Source organism: Streptomyces sp. NPDC058646, assembly GCF_042716875.1.
Taxonomy (GTDB): Bacteria; Actinomycetota; Actinomycetes; order Streptomycetales; family Streptomycetaceae; genus Streptomyces.
Map to the genome: position 1 here is coordinate 198056 of NZ_JBHXRK010000008.1, position 17417 is coordinate 215472.

A 17417-nucleotide genomic window follows, 5' to 3' on the forward strand; every position below is an offset into this window, starting at 1 on the left:
GCGTCCTGCGCCCAACTCGCACCCCGACCACTCGCCTTCGCGTCTCGTCGACCGACGGTACCGGCCCGTACCGGCCCGTCAGCCACGCAAACGATCAGGGCCCGTCCCGGGCAACGGCCCAGGGGGCGGCCCGGCGACCGGGCCGGATCAGCCGGCGAGGGGGTACAGCGATCCCCGCCGGCCCTCCGCCGAGGTCAGCCACTCCAGCTTCCCGGCCGTGTCCGCGGCCGGCAGCGGGGTGTGGAGCACGATCGCCAGGTCGGGGCGGGCCGGAACCCGCAGCTGGGTCGACTCCAGGTGCAGGGCGCCGACGAGGGGGTGGTCCATCCGCTTCTGCAGCTGGCCGCCGGGCCGGATGTCCCGCCGCTCCCACAGTGCGGTGAACTCCGGGCTGAGGCACCGGGCTTCCTCGACCACCGCCCGGAACCCCTCGTCGTCGGGGCGCTCCGAGCAGGCCGCCCGGAACTGGGCCACCACATGGCCGGCGACCTCCTCCCAGTGCGCGGACCGGGCCCGGTGGAGCGGGTCGGTGAAGAAGGAGATGAGGCAGTTCTGGACGGTCTCGGGGCGCATCCCGAAGACCAGCGCGGCCGCCTCGTTGTACATGACCGTGTTCCAGTACGCGTCCATGATGTGCGCGGGGAACGGCATCCATGCCTCGATCAGCCGCTTCAGGCCGTGGCACATGTCCCGGTCGGCGGGGGCGACCTCCAGGGCGGGCGGATTGAGTCCGGCGAGCACGTAGAGGTGCCTGCGCTCGGCGCTGGACAGTTCGAGGACCCGGCCGACCGAGTCCAGTACCTGCGAGGAGACGGTGATGTCGCGGCCCTGTTCGAGCCACTGGTACCAGGAGGCCCCCACACCGGCGAGCACCGCGACCTCCTCGCGGCGCAGGCCCGGGGTGCGGCGCCGGGCCCCGCCGTCCGGCAGCCCCGCCCGCGCGGGGCTGATCCTGGCCCGGCGGCTCATCAGGAACTCGCGCAGTTCGGTCCTGCGGTGCTGGTCGGTCGGTGTGGCCACGGAACTCCCCCTGTAGGCACCCTGGTGGTGCCGCCAACAGGATAAGTTCCCACTCTGCACGGGCATTCCCGGCCCGCGAGGGTGGGTCCATGGCGATCGACACACAGACGGCAACCCCCCGGCCGCACCCGGCGGCCCCCTCCGGCGACCGGCTCTCCGGCCGGGCCAAGCTGGTCCTCTTCGTCCTCTGCGCCGCCCAGTTCATGGTGGCGCTCGACTTCTCCGTACTGAACGTGGCCCTGCCCGTCCTCGGCGAGGACCTGGGCCTGAGCCGGTCCGCCCTCCAGTGGGCGGTCACCGCGTTCGCCCTGCCCTCCGGCGGCTTCCTCCTGCTCTTCGGCCGGATCGCGGACCTCTACGGGCGCAAGAAACTGTTCCTGACGGGCCTCGCGGTCTTCGGCTCCGCCTCCCTGCTCGCCACCCTCGCCTGGGACCCCGCCTCGTTCCTGGCCGGGCGCGCCCTGCAGGGCCTCGGCGCGGCGGTCATCGTGCCGACCGGCATGTCCCTGCTGACCACGACCTTCCCGGAGGGGCCGCTGCGCGACAGGGCGCTCGGCATCTCCGGCACCCTGCTCTCCCTCGGTTTCACGGTCGGGATGGTCCTCGGCGGTGTCATGACCGACACCCTGGGCTGGCGATCCACGATGGGCCTGCTCGCGGCGGCCGCGCTGGTCGTGCTGGTGCTCGCCCCCGGGCTGCTGCCCGAGTCGCGCACCCCCGAGCGGCCGCGCCTGGACGTGCCCGGCGCGGTGACCGTCACCGGTGGTCTGCTCGCGCTGATCTACGCGCTGTCGACGGCCGCCCAGCGCGGCTTCGGCGGTGCGGACGTGTGGGGCACCCTGGTGGCCGGACTCGCCCTGCTGGCCGCGTTCGTGGTGGTGGAGTCGAAGTCCCCGGCCCCGCTGGTCTCGCTGCCGATGCTGCGGCGGCGCACCGTCGCTTGGGGCAACATCGGCGGCCTGGTGACCTTCTCGATGATGTCGACGGTCGTGTTCGTCCTGACGCTCCACCTCCAGGAGACGCTGGGCCTGTCATCCTTCCGGACGGGTCTGGTCTTCGGGGTCCAGGGCATCGCCTCCGTCGTCGCCGGTTCCCTCGCGCCGCGGGTCATCGGCCGCTTCGGCGCCCGCCGGGTCCTGATCGGATCGCTGCTCGGCCAGGGCGTGTTCGGCGCCGCGCTGCTGGGTGTCGGGGCCGGGTCAGGGGCCCTGCTGGCGACCGTGGCCGTGTCCGCGGCCAGCATGTGCCATCTCGGCGCGATCATTTCGTACGGGCTGACGGTGACGAGCGGCGTGCCCGACGGGGAACAGGGTCTGGCGACCGGGCTGGTCACCACCACCCAGCAGGTGGGTCTGACCATCGGCATCCCGCTGCTCGGTGTCCTGGCCACCACCCGGGCCTCGCTCCTCGACGGGGTGCGGACGGTCCTGGCGGTCGACGCGGTGATCGTGATCGCCGCCGCGGTCCTGGTGGCCGTGGGGCTCGGACGCCAGAAGGCGTGACACGGTGACCGCACGTCCGCCGGGGACGTGCGTGCCGCCGGTACATAGGATCGGGGCATGCCGCAACTGGAACTGCTCCGCACCGATCACGGCCCGGCCCTCCTGGAGTTCGAGCGGAAGAACCGGGCCTGGTTCGCCGCCTCGATCCCCGACCGGGGCGACCACTACTTCGCCCACTTCGACACGCGCCACCACGAGCTGCTGGCCGAACAGGCCACGGGGGCGTGCTTCTTCCACGTCCTGGTGGACGGCGCGGGCGTGGTGCTCGGCCGGGTCAACCTGGTGGACGTGGCCGGGGGTTCGGCCGAACTCGGCTACCGGATCGCCGAGGAGGCCGCCGGCCGGGGCCTGGCCACGGCCGCCGTCCGCGGGGCCTGCACGCTGGCCGCCGCCGAGTACGGGCTCACCACGCTGCGGGCCGCGACGACGCTCGACAACGCCGCCTCCCGCGCCGTGCTGGCCCGTACGGGCTTCACCCCCGCCGGGGAGGTCCTGCTGGACGGCCGCCCGGGACTCCGCTTCGTGCGGGACCTGCCCCGCCCGGCGGCCGGATGACCGACGCGGGGAAGCGGGGCCCGGTCTCAGTTCCGCGGGATGCCCGCCGACGTCTCGTCCCGGATCACGTTGCGGTGCACCTCGTACACCAGCCGGGCGTCGTCGCTGGGCAGGGCGCCCGTGTCCAGACCGCAGGAGCAGGTCACGGTGGTCTCGCCGGTGGTGACGCGCCCCGGCCTCGGTGCGGCGGGGGTGTGCTGGGGATCGTAGGCCGTGCCGTGGTTCTCGAAACGGAGGTTGTGACGGTAGGGCTGCTGCTCGCTCATACGTCCCATCATCCCCGCACCGGCGGCCCCGTCCCCCGCTCCGGCGCGCCCGGCCCGGCCGCACGCGGCACGCCGGGCGCCGACGGGGCAGCCGAATGGCCGTCAGCGGGGGCTGCACCGGCCTCCGGTGCAGCCGTCTGCGGTCAGGTCGTCGGATGCAGCCGGGACGAGGTGGACGCCGGGTCCTGCGACTGCGCTGCGGCGGCGCCCAGGGCACTGCCCTCCAGCCAGGTCGCCCAGTCGACGTTCCAGTCGCCGATGCCGTTGCCGAAGGGGGCCATCTCCGCGCCGCCGCTGTTGACCACCTCGACGATGTCCCCTTCGCGGACCGTGTGGAAGAACCAGGCGGCGTCCTCGGTGCTCATGCCGGTACAGCCGTGACTGACGTTCTCCTCGCCCTGCGCCTCGACCGACCAGGGCGCGGCGTGGATGTACTCCCCGCTCCAGGTCACGCGCGTCGCGTAGAGCACGGGCAGGTCGTAGAACTCCTTCGTACCGCGCTTGATCCCGACGGAGTCCCCGCGCATCCGGACCTTGGGCTCCTTGCCCAGGACGACCTTGATGCCGCTGCGGGTCCGGAACCCCGCCTTGCCGGTGGTGACCGGGATCGTCCTGATGACCCGTCCGTTGCGGCGTACGGTCATCTCGTGGGCCGCGGAGTCGGTGACGGCCTCGATCCTGTCGCCGACGGTGAACTCCAGAGGTTCGGAGGGGCCTCCGTACCCCTGCTCGCCGAGCTCGACCCCGTCGAGGCCGCTGCGGACGCGCACCACGGTGTGCGCGGGCCAGTAGGCGCGCGGCCGGAAATGCAGGGTGGAGTCGTCGACCCAGTGCCAGGCTCCCTCCACCTGGGGTTCCGAGGTCACCTCCAGCGCCTGCTCCAGGCGGGCGCGGGCCTCGGGGTCGTCGGCGGGCACGGGGCGGCTGAGCGCGGCCGTCACGATCTCCCCGGCGCCGTACGTTCCCGGGCGCGGCCCGAAGTCGACCGTCAGCCTGCTGCCCGCCTCGGGCAGCGCCGTCGCGAACGCCATGGTCACGCCGACCGGCCGGCCTGCCGTGTCCTGGGCGCCGACCTGCACGGTGTAGGTCTCCCCCGCCCGCAGCGGCTCGGTGTTCAGCCAGCGTTCGCCGTCCGGGCCGAGTTCGCCGGCCAGGTGGCGGCCTCGCCCGTCGCGTACGGTCACGTCGGTGAGGTGGCCCGGTTCGGCGAGGGCGATCCTGAGAGGGCCGCCGGAGTCCGTGGGGAGCGCCCCGGTGCGGGCGGCCCGCGAGCCGGCGCCGGAGGCCGGCTCGTGCAGCAGGGAGCCCACGCCGCCGGCGGTGGCTCGTACCCGCTGTTCCCGCCAGCCGCCGCACAGGGCCGGCCCGAACGTGCCCGGGGGCCCGCACGCGCCGGCGGGCGACGCGTGGCCCTCGTCCACCGCCCTGCCCACGAGCAGGGTGAGCGCTGCCTCCTGTTCGGGGCCGGCGAGTGCCCCCTGCGCGGGGTCCGCTCCGGGAACGCTGCCCGGCGCGGCGGCGACGACCAGCATGGCCCCGGCCACGGCGGCCATGGCGCCCCATTTCTTGGTCGGTTGTTTCCATTGCGCCCGTGACGTAGCCACGTAGCCCTCCCAGATCTCACACGGCCGGATGGCAGCAGTAAAACGATCGGGAGCCGAAATGATGATCATGAACTCGGTTCTGCGGCCGAACGGCGTCCCAAGAGAACTCGGACGGAGCACATCCCGGCTCCCGTCGCGCCCTCACCCCGGCTCGCTCCCCCCGACGAGGAGGCGGCTCGGCGGACGGGGCGGGGCCGCCGGGAGCCGGAGCGGGTGACGGCCGGGGGTCAGGGAACCCAGGACGCGCGGCCCGCGGGCTCCCGTGCAGTCGGGCACGTTCCCGGGAAGCCCGTGCAGGGTGAGGAAGCCGAGGACGGCGAACGCGTACGCCTCCTTGGCGGCGCTGGGCAGGCCCAGCGCGTCGGAGGTCAGCAGCCGGAGGCCGGAGCCGAGTTCCTCGCGGAGCATCGCCATCAGCACCGGGTTGCGGGTGCCGCCGCCGGAGGCGATGACCTCGGTGGTTCCGAGCGGGCGCAGTGCGTCGGCGACCGTCCGGGCGGTGAGCCGGGTGAGGGTGGCGGCGAGGTCCTGCGCGCCGGGGGCGGGCAGACCGTCGAGGGCGGCGCGCAGATAGCCGCCGTGGAAGAGTTCCTTGCCGGTCGTCTTGGGGGCGGGCAGGCGGTAGTACGGCTCGGCCAGCAGCCGGCGCAGCAGGGGTTCGTGGACCCGTCCGGCGGCGGCGAGGGCCCCGTCCTCGTCGTAGCCGAGCCGCCCCGAGGTCAGTTCCCGCACCGCCGCGTCGAGCAGGGCGTTGCCCGGGCCCGTGTCGAAGGCCACCGGGCGGCCCCCCGCGGGCAGGGCGGTGAGGTTGGCGATGCCGCCGATGTTCAGGGCGGCCGGTACACCGGGGCGGCCGCGCAACAGCATCAGGTCGACGAGGCTCACCAGCGGGGCGCCCTGGCCGCCGGCCGCGACGTCGCGCGGGCGGAAGTCGGAGACGACCGGGCAGCCGGCGGCTTCGGCGATCCAGGCGGGACGGCCCAGCTGCAGGGTGCCGTGCACCTGTCCGTCGGCCACCCAGTGGAAGACCGTCTGCCCGTGCGAGGCGATCAAGCCGGCCTGCCCGTCGCACAGTTCCCGGTCGGCGCGGACGGCGAGCCGGGCGAAGGCCCGGCCGATGCCGGTGTCGAGCCGGCACACGTCGGCCAGGGTCGTGGGCGCGGGCGGCAGTGCCGCGGCCAGGGCGTGCCGCAGTTCCGTCTCGTACGGCGCGCTGACCAGACCGAGCGGGAGCAGGCGCAGGACGTCCCCGTCGTCCTCGAAGGCCAGCTCCGCGGCCGCGGCGTCGACGGCGTCGTACGAGGTGCCGGACATCAGGCCGATGACCCTCATCGCAGGGGCCTGCGGTGGTCGTCGCCGCGCAGGCCCGCGAGGGCGAGCACGCTGAGGGCGCAGGCGCCGGCCGCGTAGTAGGCGGGGATGTCCGGGTCGCCGGTGCGCGCGACGAGGGCGGTGACGACGAGGCCCGCGCAGCCGGAGAACACCGCGTTGGCGAGGGAGTACGCCACCCCGAGGCCGGTGCAGCGCACGTGGGCCGGGAACATCTCCGCGAGCATGGCGGGGCCCGGGCCGGCGAGCAGGCCGACCGTCGCCCCCGCGGCGAGGACGGCGGCGGCCTTGGCCGGTGCGGGGGCGGCGGGGTCCTGGAGCAGGTCGAGGAGGGGGAGCGCCAGCAGGACCACGGCGAGGGCTCCGCAGAGCATGACGGGGCGTCGGCCGATGCGGTCGCTGAGCATGCCGGCGGGCAGGATCGAAGCGGCGAAACCGAGGTTGGCGAGGGCGGTGGCGATCATGGCCTCCCGGAAGGACGCACCGAGCGTGGACTGGAGGTAGGAGGGCAGGACGACGAGGAAGGTGTACCCGGCCGCCGACCAGCCCATGATCCGTCCGATGCCGAGCACGACGGCGCGGGCCGTAGCGGTACGGGGCATTCCGGCCCCGGGCTCACCGGCGCTGGACATGTCGGCGCTGGGCTCGCCCGTACGGGCCGTACCGGTCGGGCCCGCCGGGTCCCGGCCCGGAGGTTCCGCGCGGCCCGGGGGCTCCGTCAGGCCGGTGCGCAGCCACAGCGCGGCCAGGCCGAGCGGCAGGGCCAGCAGGAACGGGATCCGCCAGCCCCACGCGTACAGGGCCTGCGGGGAGAGCAGGGTGGCCGTCAGCGTGGCGGCCCCCGCACCGCCGAGGAGGCCGAGGGCGAGGGTGAAGGACTGCCAGGCTCCGTAGCGGCCGCGGCGGCCGGGCGGCGCGTTCTCGGTCATCAGGGCCACGGCTCCGCCGAACTCCCCGCCGGCGGAGAGGCCTTGCAGTACGCGGAGCAGGGTCAGCAGCCACGGCGCGGCCGGGCCCATCTGTGCCTGCGTGGGGAGCAGGCCGATCAGGGTGGTGGCCAGCGTCATGAGGCCGACCACGGCGATGAGGGTGGGGCGGCGGCCGACGCGGTCCCCGAGACGGCCGAAGAGCACGGCGCCGACGGGCCGGAAGAAGAAGGCCAGGGCGAACGAGGCGTAGGTGGCGACCAGCGGCCCGGCGCCGCCGCCGCCGGTGCCGGGGGTGAAGAAGTGGGCGGCGATGACGGTGGCGAAGCAGCCGTAGACACCGAACTCGTACCACTCGACGAGGTTGCCGACCGAGCCCGCGAGCAGCGCGCGGCGCGGGCGGGCGGGGGTGGCGGGCGGGTCGGCGCGCAGGGCGAGAGGGGTCACGCGTGCTGGGTGCCCGGTCCGCGCGCGGGGGATGCCTCCCGGCGCCGGTGTTCAGCAGATCGGCCTCGGCAGGGGATGTCGGACGGGGGCGGGCGGCGGGGCGCGGGCGGTCCGCTGCGGTGTAGTGCGGTGCGGTGCGGTCAGACCGGGTGCCCGTCGGCATCCGTCCGGTCGGCCCGGCGGGAGAACTCGTCCAGGAAGACGTCGTGCTCGCCGTCGGGGCGCCGGGCTCGTCGAGAGGTTCCTGACAGCACGCCGTAGGCGTCGAGCGGCATGGCCGCGCGTCAGCCACCCGTCGTCCGCCCGGGCCGGTGACGCGCGGGGGGCGGGCGCAGGTGCCCGCCGTCCGGCTCTGAGGACGGGCATGCGGGCGTACGGACGGGCCGGCGGACCCGCCCGTACGCCCTCGTGCGCCTAGCGGCGCCCCCTCAGCACTGGTAGGCGTAGTTGGCGCGGCCGTCCGCGCCGTCCCAGTGGATCGTGCCGGTCCGGCCGGGGTTGATCCAGATGCAGCCGGGGTCTCCCGTCCAGTCGAGCTGGACGGAGGCGCTGATGGCGTAGCTGCACGTGTTCTTGATGAAGCCGGTGCCGTAGCTCTGTCCCGTGAGCTTGGCACACGCCAGCGGGGCGGCCGGGGCGGCGACCGCCGGGGCCACCGCGAGGCCGGACAGCAGCAGGGTTCCGGCGGCGGCGACGGCCGCCCTGCGTAACGCCTTGGATGTCATGACGTGGTCTCCTGTCGGATCGGAGTACGGGGTACGGGTGCGAGGTGCGGCGTACGAGATGTGCGGTGTACGAGATGTGCGGTGTGCGCCTGCGGCGTGCGAGGGGCTGGTGGGACGGCCGAAAAGCAGCGGGTGTCCCCGCTCCGCCCGCTTCTGTCCGGTCCTCGCCTACACCGGCCGAGCGCTACGCCTCCAGACTGCTGGGCGGGCCGGCACCCGTCTTGTACGAACGCGCACCGCGTTCCCCAGCGGGCGGCGGCCGGTGGTGAACCCGGGGGGCGGAATGACACCGGAGCGGGCCGAGCGCCCAGCGCCGCACTGGCTGCGGGGCCGGGTGGTGAAGTACTGCGGGTACCGGGCGCCGGTGGGGAGCCCACCCAGGCTGACGCTGCCCGCGGCCACGGTCACCCTGGTCCTGGGCTGGGGCGAACCCTTGTACACGTACGCGGCTCCGGGCGGTCCCCCGGTGCGGACCACCCGGTCCCTGGTCGCGGGCCTGCACACCTCGCCCGTGCTCGGCGGCTACCGCGCCGGCGGGCAGGCGGTGGAGGTCGACCTCACTCCGCTCGGGACCTACGCCTGCCTGGGGATCCCGCTGTCCGAGCTGGCGGACGTGCGGGTCCGGGCCGAGGAGGTGCTCGGAGCCGCCTGGACGCGGCGGCTCGTCGAGCAGCTGGCGCAGGCCCCCGACTGGGACAGCCGCTGGGCCCTGCTCGATGCCGCGCTGGGCCGGCGGCTGGCCGAGGGGCCGGCGCCCTCCCCCGTCGTGACCGAGGCGTGGGACCGGCTGCTCGCCGGGCACGGCGGCCCGTCACTGCGTGAACTCGCCCGGCACACCGGGCGCGGCGGACGCCGGCTGCAGGCGCTGTTCCGCGAGCAGATCGGCCTGCCGCCCCAGACCCTGGGCCGGGTCCTGCGTTTCCAGCGCGCGCTGACCCTGGCGGCCGACCGGTCGTACGGGGTGCCGGCCGGCCCCGTACCCGCCCGGTCGCTGGCCGCGCTCGCCGCCGCGTGCGGCTACTACGACCAGGCTCACCTCAGCCGTGACTTCCGGTCCCTGGCCGGGCTCACGCCGACCCGGCTGTGCGCTCTCGCCGACGACGCGGCGGCCAGTCGCGCGCGCGTCGTCGACGGCCGCCTCACCGGCCTCTTCGCGCCGTGACCCCCTGCGAAAAATGGGCTGCGGGCCGCGGCGTCCGCCGTGCTCAATGAGTTCCATGGTCTCCACCGACAGAGTTCTGGCCTTTGCGGGCATGTCCTTCCTGCTGATCATCATTCCCGGCCCCAGCGTGCTGTTCGTGATCGGGCGGGCGCTGGCGCACGGGCGCCGGGCCGCGCTGACCACGGTCGTGGGCAACACCCTCGGCGGCTATGTGCTCGTCGTGGCGGTGGCCCTCGGGGTCGGGGCGGTCGTGGAGCGTTCGGTCCTCGTCTTCACCCTGCTCAAGCTGGTGGGCGCCGCCTACCTGGTGTACCTGGGCATCAAGGCTGTGCGCCGGCGCGGGGCACTGCATGCCAGCGCGTTCAGCGGGGCCGGGCCCGGGCACGGCAGTCGGCGCACGTTGTGGGAGGGGTTCGCGGTCGGGGTGGCCAACCCCAAGACCATGATCTTCTTCGCCGCCGTGCTGCCTCAGTTCGTCGACCGCGACCGCGGGCACGTGGCCCTTCAGATGCTGCTGCTCGGCCTGGTGTTCAACGTCATCGCCCTGGCGTCGGACAGCGTGTGGGGCCTGGTCGCCGCCACCGCCAGGACCTGGTTCGCCGACTCGCCCCGGCGGCTCTCCCTGGTGGGCGGAGCCGGTGGCGTCACCCTGATCGGCCTCGGCGTGACCGTCGCCGTGACGGGCCGCAAGGACTAGGCGCTCTTCCGGATCTTGGATGATGATCTGCATGAACACGGAAACGTGCGACCCGGACGAGCTGGCTGCCCTCCGGGAGATATGCGCCTCCAGACCTGAGGCGGCGCCGCCGGCCGGCTGGGAGGCGGTGCGGTCCTTCGAGGCGGAGCACGGCATCGTGCTCCCGGAGCCTTACCGCACGTTCGTGGCGGAGATCTGCGACGGGCTGCGGGCCGGTCCGCCGTACTACGGGCTGCTCCCCCTCGCGGAAACACCCCGGGACTGGGGCTCGGACCGCCCCGAACGCCTGCTTGCCGAGCCCTTCCCGCTCACGGCGGCATGGTTGTGGGAGGCGGAGGACGCCGAGGAGACGCTGTCGGTGCAGGAGTTCGAAGCCCGGACGGACCCCGTTTTCGACCACGGCTCGCTGCTGCTGGGCACCGACGGCTGCGGCATGTACTGGCACTTGATCGTCACCGGCCCGCAGCGTGGTCACGTCTGGCAGATCGCGGGCGAAGGCGCGATGCCCTTCGGCCCCCGGTCGCCCGACGCATTGATGCCCGGCACCCCTGGCTTCACGGGCTGGGCGACCCACTGGGCCGAGGGCCGCGATTGGTTCCCGTAGACCGGAGGGCGCGTCTCGATCCGTGATCGGTGATCGGTGAACGCTCCGTCACGCTGGAACGGGCTGTCGGTGGAGAATCCGCGTGCACCGGTTGATCAGGGTAAGGGAGACTGTGCTGATGAGCTCTGCAGCCTCCCCGACAGCGCAGGAACGGGCCCTTCGGCATGTCACGGAGCTGGCGTCGGGCCCTCCGATGGATCCGGCATTGCGGGTGACCCTCAACTTCCACCCGGACCGCCTGCTGCACGGCAAGCCGATCCTGGACGCCATGGCCGAAGGTGGCGTCTACCACTCGCAGTTCGTCACCGGGACCAGCAACGGCGGCCTCACCGCGCATGCAGGCGGCGACCGGTGGCGCTGGGAGAGCCGGATCTTCGACGGGGCGTACGACGAAGCACCTGCTCATGAGCGGCCCGTCTACGGGGCGTTGAACTTCCGTCGCAAGCCGGTCGGCGGGGCGCCGCGGTTCGGCTCGGCCCACTTCCGGCTGACGGCCCAGACGCTGACGCGGAGCACCTTCTGTTACCCGGACAGCTTCCTCGAACCGTCGGATTTCGGTGTCGCGGCCCGCATGGGGCTCGTCGAGCTTGCCCTCGCCGATCGTCAGGACGAGCTCGACGACTACATCGAGGCGCAGGTGCACGGGCCGGTCCAGCTGCAATGCGCGGTGGAGGCGCTGGTCCTGGACCCCTGCTACCGCGGCACGGCGGTCGAGGACGCGGCTCTGCGTCTTGGCTGCCCGGTGGAATGGCACCCCGGCTTCCGACTCGGGGTCGAAGAACTCCGGCGGCACCCCGACTACCGCGGGCAGGAATACGTCGACTTGGGCACGCAGATCGCGGTCGACGGCATGCTCGATCCCCGGATCGTCGGAGACGCTGCACGCGGCGGCCTCCATGACCCCCAGGCGGTCAAGAAGGTGTGGCACCACCTGGCGCGCTTCGGGTCCCCCCGGGAGGCCACGGACGGCTCGGTGACTCCGGCACCGATGGAGGGAGACCACGAAGATCCACCTCGCGGCCGACGGTCTCTGCCGACTGCCTGCACGGGGCGTCACGCCGGGCCGGGCCGGTGAGGCACCTGCGTCCACCGGCGCACGGGCCGGATCCGGATTCCCCGGCCGGTCGGTGGACCGCTGACGAGGCCGGTGGTGATCCTCACCGGCACGGCGTACGCGTCCCGGGCGGTACCTCGCCCCCCCCTACGGCGGCGCGGGATCCGGGCGGTGGTCCCGCGACCCGCCGACCAGGTCGCCTCCTTCGCCGTGCTCCGCCTCGCCGTGCCGCATCGGCGGGCCGGCTGATCCGCGGGAATCGGCCCGGGGCTACGGGTCAGAGGGGGTCGAGGAGCATCAGGACCTCGTCCCGGCTGTCGTCGGGCCCGAACCGCAGGGCTCCGGGCCAGCGCCCGACCTCTCGCCATCCGAGGCGGCCGTAGAAGTCCTCCAGCCCCGCATCCGCCCGGGCCGCGAGACGGAGCTGTTCGAGTCCCAACTCGTCGCGGGCAACCGTCCGCATCTCCCGCATGAGGGCGGAGCCGACGCCGCGGCCACGGAACCTCGGATGGGTCTGGAGATGATGGACGGTCCCCCAGTGCGCGACGAGCCGGAAGGGATCACGCTTCAGGACGACCCACCCGGCCAGGGCCCCGTCGAAGCCTGCGACGAGAAGTCGGCTGTGCGAGGGGTGGAGCCGGTCGAGGAGTTCGTCCGCGACGGGCACGACGTCCTCGTCGCGGACGGGTGGGAAGGGGAATCCGGCGGCGCCACCCGAGTTCGTGACCGCGATCCAGCAGTCGACGAGCCGGCGCCGCAATGCGGGGTCGATCTCATCCGCCCCGGTGAACTGGGTGAGGTCGGGCACGCTCTGCTGCTTCATACGGAGGAGCATCCCGCGGCGCCGCCGTCAAGACGGGCCGGCGGGTGTCCCGCGGGTCAGCGGGGACGCATCCAGTCCGGCGAGTCGATTCCCGTGAACGTGTTCCAGGCCAGGCAGTACGCCCGGGAGTCGGGACCGAGGTCGTCCCAGACCGTCCGCAGCTCGAACCCCTTGTCCCAGGCGTTGAGCAGTGCCTCGAGGAAGCCGGTGGCGACCAGCGACCGGTCTCCCTCGGTGCCGTTCGCCAGCACGTGTTCGAGAAGGCCCAGCACCTGCCCGCGCTGCTCCTGCGTCAGTTCGGCGGCACGGGCGGCGAACACCTCGCCGAACGCGCCCAGCAGGAAGGTCGGCGGGAGACTGTCGTCGGCGATGACCAGCTCGTCGCTGATCGTCAGGAGCTCGTGCCACCACGCGGGCATCGTCGACGCTGTCCTCCTGGCACTCGGCCATGGTTCGTGATCTGGCCGGGAGGCCGCTGCGGACACGTACGGGCACGGACGGATCACCGACACCCGAAGGCAGCTGAGCACACCGCAGCCACGGGTCACAGCGTAGCTCCCGCCCCCCGACAGGAAGCGTCCGCAGGCCTCTTGGGAAGCCCGGAGCGGCCACCGCGCCCCGGGTGGGCGCGGGTACGCCCCGCTCCCGCCGCGCGCAGGTCCGCGGCCCGGGTCGAAGCCCACGCCCCACTACGGCGGCACTGCGCGCGCCGGCGACGGGGGAAACCCTCCGGGCCTCACGGGTCGTGACCGAGAGAATTCGACAAGTAGTAATTAGATGAATCCCTGACTGAATTCCCGTCAATAAGCAAGGCGACCTTATCTCGATTTGATAACGACTCCCCCGAAAAGGCCTGGACCATTACCGCCCTACGCGCGTAACTCCCTTCATTTCACGTAGAATTGAGGGTTCGTCAAATAAGGCCGACAGGTAACGGAACGATTTCTCGAAGCCCGCTCCTCTTTGTCCGAATTCTCCGCGGCATTCGTCTGGCAGGCTTCCGCGCACCCAGTCTTCCGATCTCGATTTGAGGTGCCCATGCCAGGACGACGCAGACGTCGCGAACACCGGCGCAAACCCCGGCGGTTGATACTCCTCACCGCCGCCATGGCCACGGCGGCGGTGATGGCCGCAGGCATCGCCTACTCCGGGCTCGGCGACGACGCCCAGGCGGAGACCCCCGTATCCGCCGCCGGACCGGCCGCGGAAGCGTCCGCGCCGGCCGCCGCCCCGGCCCGGGACGAGGAGCCCGAACCCATCGCGGCCGCGCCCGCCAACGAGGAGGCGCGCGGCATGATCTACGACGGCCTCAAGGCGGCGCCGAAGGGCGACCCTTGTACCGGCGTCTACCGCACCGACGCCGGTCACTGCACCCACGGCCCCGACGCGCCGCCCAAGGGCGTCGACATCAAGAAGGGCGTCGCCCCGGCCGTGCAGGCGACGGCTCCGGCCGCTGATCCGTCCCGTCCCGCGGCCGACGACCCGGCCACCTCGCAGGAAGGCGGGCGTCCTCAGGACGCGCCCGCCGCCGACGCGGGGTCCGCCAAGGCCGCGGAAGCCGCCCCGGCGCCGGAGCCGTCGGCGGGCAGCCAGGCCGTTGCCGCCGGCCCCGCCGGCCAGACCGTGCAGTGCGAGGGCGACGGCAGCAGCGGCAACCGCGTCCAGGTCGTGTACGTCCACGCCCCCGGCCGCGACCGCTACTCCGAGTACGTGGCCTCCTTCCGGAAGTGGGCGGCCGACGCCGACCTCATCTACTCGGCGAGCGCCCAGGAGACCGGCGGCGTACGCCACATCCGGTACGTGACGGCCGCCGACTGCACCCCGACGGTCCTCAACATCGAACTCCCGGCCTCCGCACTGGGCGAGTTCAGCGCGACCAACAAGGCGCTCGCCGCGAAGGGCCTCGACCGCCGGGACCGCAAGTACATGATCTTCGCCGACTCGCAGGTCTACTGCGGCATCGGCACCTTCGCCGGCGACGAGCGGCCCGGGCAGGCGAACCAGAGCAACTTCGGCCCCTCCTACGGACGTACGGACTCCGGCTGCTGGGGCGGTCACACGGCCGCGCACGAGCTCGGGCACAACCTGGGCGCGGTCAACAACAGCGCTCCGAACACCAGCCTGGGTGCCCACTGCACCGACGAGTTCGACGTGATGTGCTACTCCGACAGCCCGCACTACCCCAAGATGCGCAACGTCTGCACCAATCAGGCGGCCGAGAACATCCTGGACTGCAACCACGACGACTACTTCCACACCAGTCCGAAGCCGGGGAGCTACCTGGCCACGCACTGGAACATCGCCGACAACCAGTTCCTGATGCGGAGCAAGGGCGGTGGCGACACCGACCCCGGGCCGAACCCGAACCCGACGCCGACCCCGACGAAGAAGCCCACGCCGACGCCGACCAAGAAGCCCGGCGGCGGTCCGGCGGTGAGCACCAGCCAGGTCCAGGCGGACTCCGTCGTGGTGAGCTGGCCCAAGGTCGAGGGCGCCGCCTGGTACCAGGTCATGCTGAACGGCAAGCACCTGACCTGGGTCCAGTCCCAGGTGCTCCGCGTCTACAACCTCCAGCCCGACACCGCCTACACGGTCGCCGTGTCCGTCCGCGACGGCTCCGGCCGGGACAGCGGCCCCGGCAAGGCCACGTCCTTCCGTACGGCCCGCACGGGCGGCGGCGCGACCACCCCCGGGACCCGCTACGTGCTCGGCAACGGCAGCACCGGCATGGCCGCCGAACTGTGGGGCGGCCGGACCGCCGACGGAACGGTGCTCGTCGGCGCCCGCACCAACGGCTACGCGCAGCAGCAGTGGACGTTCGACGACGCGGGCGGCGGGCTGGTCCGCATCCGGTCCGCGGTCTCCGGCAAGTGCCTGCAACCGGGCGGCACTCCCGCCGCGGGCATGTGGGTCGCCCAGCAGCCCTGCGGCACGGGCGGCGCCCAGGCGTGGCGGCTGACCTCCCGCGGCGGCGCGGTGACCGTCACGGATCCGGGGGGCGGATTCGCCCTGACCGTCAGCAGCCGCCCCTACTACGGGACCTGGCTGCTCGACCTCCAGCGCGCGGACGGGCGTCCGGCGCAGGCATGGACGCTGCAGCAGGCCGGCTGACGCAGCCGGTGCGGACAGCCCGGACGGCCCGGGCGTCCGGACCGGGCCACACCATCCCGGCCGGCCCGGACGTCTGCCCGGCTCCGGCGTCCTGACGCGTGATCCACTCCGGCGGACGGCCGCGTTCCCCACGCGGCCGTCCGCCCTCCACCCCTCATCCCACCGGAGGACCGCGACGATGCGCACAAGAACCGCTTTCCCGGCAGCCGTCCTGACCGCCCTCGGCCTCATGTTCCTGCTCCCCTCCGCGGCCCACGCCCACGGAGACACCGTGAAGGTGGTGGTCACGGGGCAGCGGGACGGCCGCGTCACCGCCGACATCACCTGGGAGAACGACGGGGACCCCGTCGACGAGGCGGTCGCCGCCACCGTGAACGCGGTCAGCGGCGACGGCACCCGCTCCCTGGGGCCCTGGCGGCTGGTCCGCGATCCGTCCGCACCGCCCGCGGGCTGGACCACGGCCGAGGCGCTGCCGCCCGGTTCGTGGAAGGTGTCCGTCGACGTCGGGTTCCCGGCCCTCGGGCACGGCGAGCTCGAGGTCGGCGTACCGGTGGTCGACCCGGCGCCGAGCGCGTCGGCGGCAGCGACCGCCTCCGCGGCGCCGGCTCCCGTCATACCCTCCGCGGCGGCGTCCGCCGCCCAGGAGAACCCCACGCCCGACGCGGAGGCGGAGGCCGACGCGCAGCAGCAGGGCGCCGGGACGCCGGCGGGCCGGTCCGTGGGGTGGACGACGGCAGGAGTGGCGGCCACCGCCCTGACCGGGGCGGCCGTCGGGCTGCTGCTGCGGCGGCGCCGGGCACGACGGGCACGGGGCGCGGCATGATGGGCCAGTGATCACCATTCATCTGAAGTACGAGATCGACGTCGACAAGCTCGCGGACTTCGAGGAGTACGGCCGCCGTTGGGTCCGGCTGGTGAACCGTTTCGGCGGGACCCACCACGGCTACTTCCTGCCCAGCGAGGGCGACAGCGACATCGCCTACGCCCTCTTCTCCTTCCCCGGGTTCGCCGCCTACGAGCAGTACCGCACGGACAGCATGTCCGATCCGGAGTGCCAGGAAGCCTTCGAACTGGCCCGCAGCACCCGCTGCATCAAGCGGTACGAGCGCCGCTTCCTCCGGCCCCTGGAGGACACCCCCTGAGCCGGTTGGCGGTGCACGCCACCCCTGTCGTCAGCGGCAGAGGCGTGCGACCCGCTCCAGTTCGTCGGCGAACGGGGCCGGGCCCCGGGGGGCGCCGCGGGGAGGCCGAACCGGCGTTCGGTTGACCGGGCCTTGGTGCACGAGTACGACGGTGACCGCTCCGTCCCCACGGCGTTCCTCTGCCGCGGCCCCGCCCGCCCCGGTCCCCGCCAGGGCCGCGGCTCCCACCCCCGCCACCGCGGCCCGCAGCACGGACCGACTCGGCCATCGGTCAAGGTCACCACGCGTCCTGTTCATCAAGGTGACGGAGGAGCACTCCTCGCCGGTCATGTTCGTTTTCGCCCGTTTCGCCAGCATGATGGAGAGCCGAAAGCCGCTCTCCTCCCGCTACGCGGCACCTCCTCCGGGGAGTCCGTTTGTCTCCGCACGCCCTCCGCCGTCCGTGGCCCG

General features: G+C 73.4%; 18 protein-coding genes. 9 read left to right on the forward strand and 9 right to left on the reverse strand.

What is annotated here, in order from left to right; translation table 11 throughout:
- Positions 1–147: 147 nt before the first annotated feature.
- Entirely contained in the window at positions 148–969 is an 822-nt protein-coding gene (locus ACFWUZ_RS12700; RefSeq protein WP_384371360.1) for a helix-turn-helix transcriptional regulator, read from the reverse strand.
- A 140-nt stretch (positions 970–1109) separates the two neighbouring features.
- Here ACFWUZ_RS12700 and ACFWUZ_RS12705 point away from each other — a divergent pair, with 140 nt between their 5' ends.
- Together ACFWUZ_RS12705 and ACFWUZ_RS12710 are read left to right on the forward strand one after the other, a co-directional pair.
- Positions 1110–2522, forward strand: coding sequence for an MFS transporter (locus ACFWUZ_RS12705; RefSeq protein ID WP_384371232.1), 1413 nt, complete (start codon positions 1110–1112; stop codon positions 2520–2522).
- Positions 2523–2579: 57 nt separating this feature from the next.
- Positions 2580–3077 carry a GNAT family N-acetyltransferase gene (locus ACFWUZ_RS12710; RefSeq protein ID WP_384371234.1) on the forward strand — a complete coding sequence of 166 codons (498 nt, stop codon included), beginning with the start codon at positions 2580–2582 and terminating at the stop codon, positions 3075–3077.
- Between the two features lie 26 nt (positions 3078–3103).
- Here ACFWUZ_RS12710 and ACFWUZ_RS12715 read toward each other — a convergent pair whose 3' ends face one another.
- The 6 genes from ACFWUZ_RS12715 to ACFWUZ_RS12740 all read right to left on the reverse strand — a co-directional run bounded on the left by ACFWUZ_RS12715 (position 3104) and on the right by ACFWUZ_RS12740 (position 8374).
- Positions 3104–3343: a hypothetical protein gene (locus ACFWUZ_RS12715; protein ID WP_384371236.1), complete on the reverse strand. Its 240-nt coding sequence runs from the start codon at positions 3341–3343 to the stop codon at positions 3104–3106.
- 143 nt (positions 3344–3486) lie between these two features.
- Positions 3487–4947, reverse strand: a complete 1461-nt coding sequence (locus ACFWUZ_RS12720) for an Ig-like domain-containing protein (protein ID WP_384371238.1) — start codon at positions 4945–4947, stop codon at positions 3487–3489.
- A 141-nt stretch (positions 4948–5088) separates the two neighbouring features.
- Positions 5089–6279 (reverse strand): anhydro-N-acetylmuramic acid kinase, encoded by a 1191-nt coding sequence (locus tag ACFWUZ_RS12725; protein ID WP_384371240.1) that lies wholly within the window; start codon positions 6277–6279, stop codon positions 5089–5091.
- Positions 6276–7649 carry an MFS transporter gene (locus ACFWUZ_RS12730; protein WP_384371242.1) on the reverse strand — a complete coding sequence of 458 codons (1374 nt, stop codon included), beginning with the start codon at positions 7647–7649 and terminating at the stop codon, positions 6276–6278. Before ACFWUZ_RS12730 ends, ACFWUZ_RS12725 begins: the two co-directional genes overlap by 4 nt.
- Positions 7650–7789: 140 nt before the next feature.
- Positions 7790–7924 carry a hypothetical protein gene (locus ACFWUZ_RS12735; RefSeq protein ID WP_384371244.1) on the reverse strand — a complete coding sequence of 45 codons (135 nt, stop codon included), beginning with the start codon at positions 7922–7924 and terminating at the stop codon, positions 7790–7792.
- A gap of 153 nt (positions 7925–8077) precedes the next feature.
- Entirely contained in the window at positions 8078–8374 is a 297-nt protein-coding gene (locus tag ACFWUZ_RS12740; protein WP_384371246.1) for a hypothetical protein, read from the reverse strand.
- A 283-nt stretch (positions 8375–8657) separates the two neighbouring features.
- Between ACFWUZ_RS12740 and ACFWUZ_RS12745 the strand changes: the two genes are divergently transcribed.
- From ACFWUZ_RS12745 to ACFWUZ_RS12760, 4 genes are all read left to right on the forward strand, one after another.
- The gene (locus ACFWUZ_RS12745; RefSeq protein ID WP_384371248.1) at positions 8658–9536 is read left to right on the forward strand and encodes a helix-turn-helix domain-containing protein; all 879 of its coding nucleotides are present in this window, start codon (positions 8658–8660) and stop codon (positions 9534–9536) included.
- Positions 9537–9591: 55 nt separating this feature from the next.
- Positions 9592–10233, forward strand: coding sequence for a LysE family translocator (locus tag ACFWUZ_RS12750; protein WP_384371250.1), 642 nt, complete (start codon positions 9592–9594; stop codon positions 10231–10233).
- A 19-nt stretch (positions 10234–10252) separates the two neighbouring features.
- Positions 10253–10837 carry an SMI1/KNR4 family protein gene (locus tag ACFWUZ_RS12755; protein WP_384371252.1) on the forward strand — a complete coding sequence of 195 codons (585 nt, stop codon included), beginning with the start codon at positions 10253–10255 and terminating at the stop codon, positions 10835–10837.
- A 118-nt stretch (positions 10838–10955) separates the two neighbouring features.
- Complete coding sequence (locus tag ACFWUZ_RS12760; RefSeq protein ID WP_384371362.1) at positions 10956–11912, forward strand: DUF3626 domain-containing protein; 957 nt, start codon at positions 10956–10958, stop codon at positions 11910–11912.
- A gap of 256 nt (positions 11913–12168) precedes the next feature.
- On the opposite strand, the gene ACFWUZ_RS12765 is transcribed toward ACFWUZ_RS12760, so the two are convergent.
- Positions 12169–12714, reverse strand: a complete 546-nt coding sequence (locus tag ACFWUZ_RS12765; RefSeq protein WP_384371254.1) for a GNAT family N-acetyltransferase — start codon at positions 12712–12714, stop codon at positions 12169–12171.
- Positions 12715–12770: 56 nt separating this feature from the next.
- Positions 12771–13133 (reverse strand): hypothetical protein, encoded by a 363-nt coding sequence (locus tag ACFWUZ_RS12770; RefSeq protein ID WP_384371256.1) that lies wholly within the window; start codon positions 13131–13133, stop codon positions 12771–12773.
- Positions 13134–13800: 667 nt separating this feature from the next.
- Between ACFWUZ_RS12770 and ACFWUZ_RS12775 the strand changes: the two genes are divergently transcribed.
- The 3 genes from ACFWUZ_RS12775 to ACFWUZ_RS12785 all read left to right on the forward strand — a co-directional run bounded on the left by ACFWUZ_RS12775 (position 13801) and on the right by ACFWUZ_RS12785 (position 16967).
- Positions 13801–15825: an RICIN domain-containing protein gene (locus ACFWUZ_RS12775; protein ID WP_384371258.1), complete on the forward strand. Its 2025-nt coding sequence runs from the start codon at positions 13801–13803 to the stop codon at positions 15823–15825.
- A gap of 178 nt (positions 15826–16003) precedes the next feature.
- Positions 16004–16648, forward strand: a complete 645-nt coding sequence (locus ACFWUZ_RS12780) for a hypothetical protein (protein ID WP_384371260.1) — start codon at positions 16004–16006, stop codon at positions 16646–16648.
- A gap of 7 nt (positions 16649–16655) precedes the next feature.
- Complete coding sequence (locus ACFWUZ_RS12785; RefSeq protein ID WP_384371262.1) at positions 16656–16967, forward strand: NIPSNAP family protein; 312 nt, start codon at positions 16656–16658, stop codon at positions 16965–16967.
- Positions 16968–17417 lie beyond the last annotated feature (450 nt).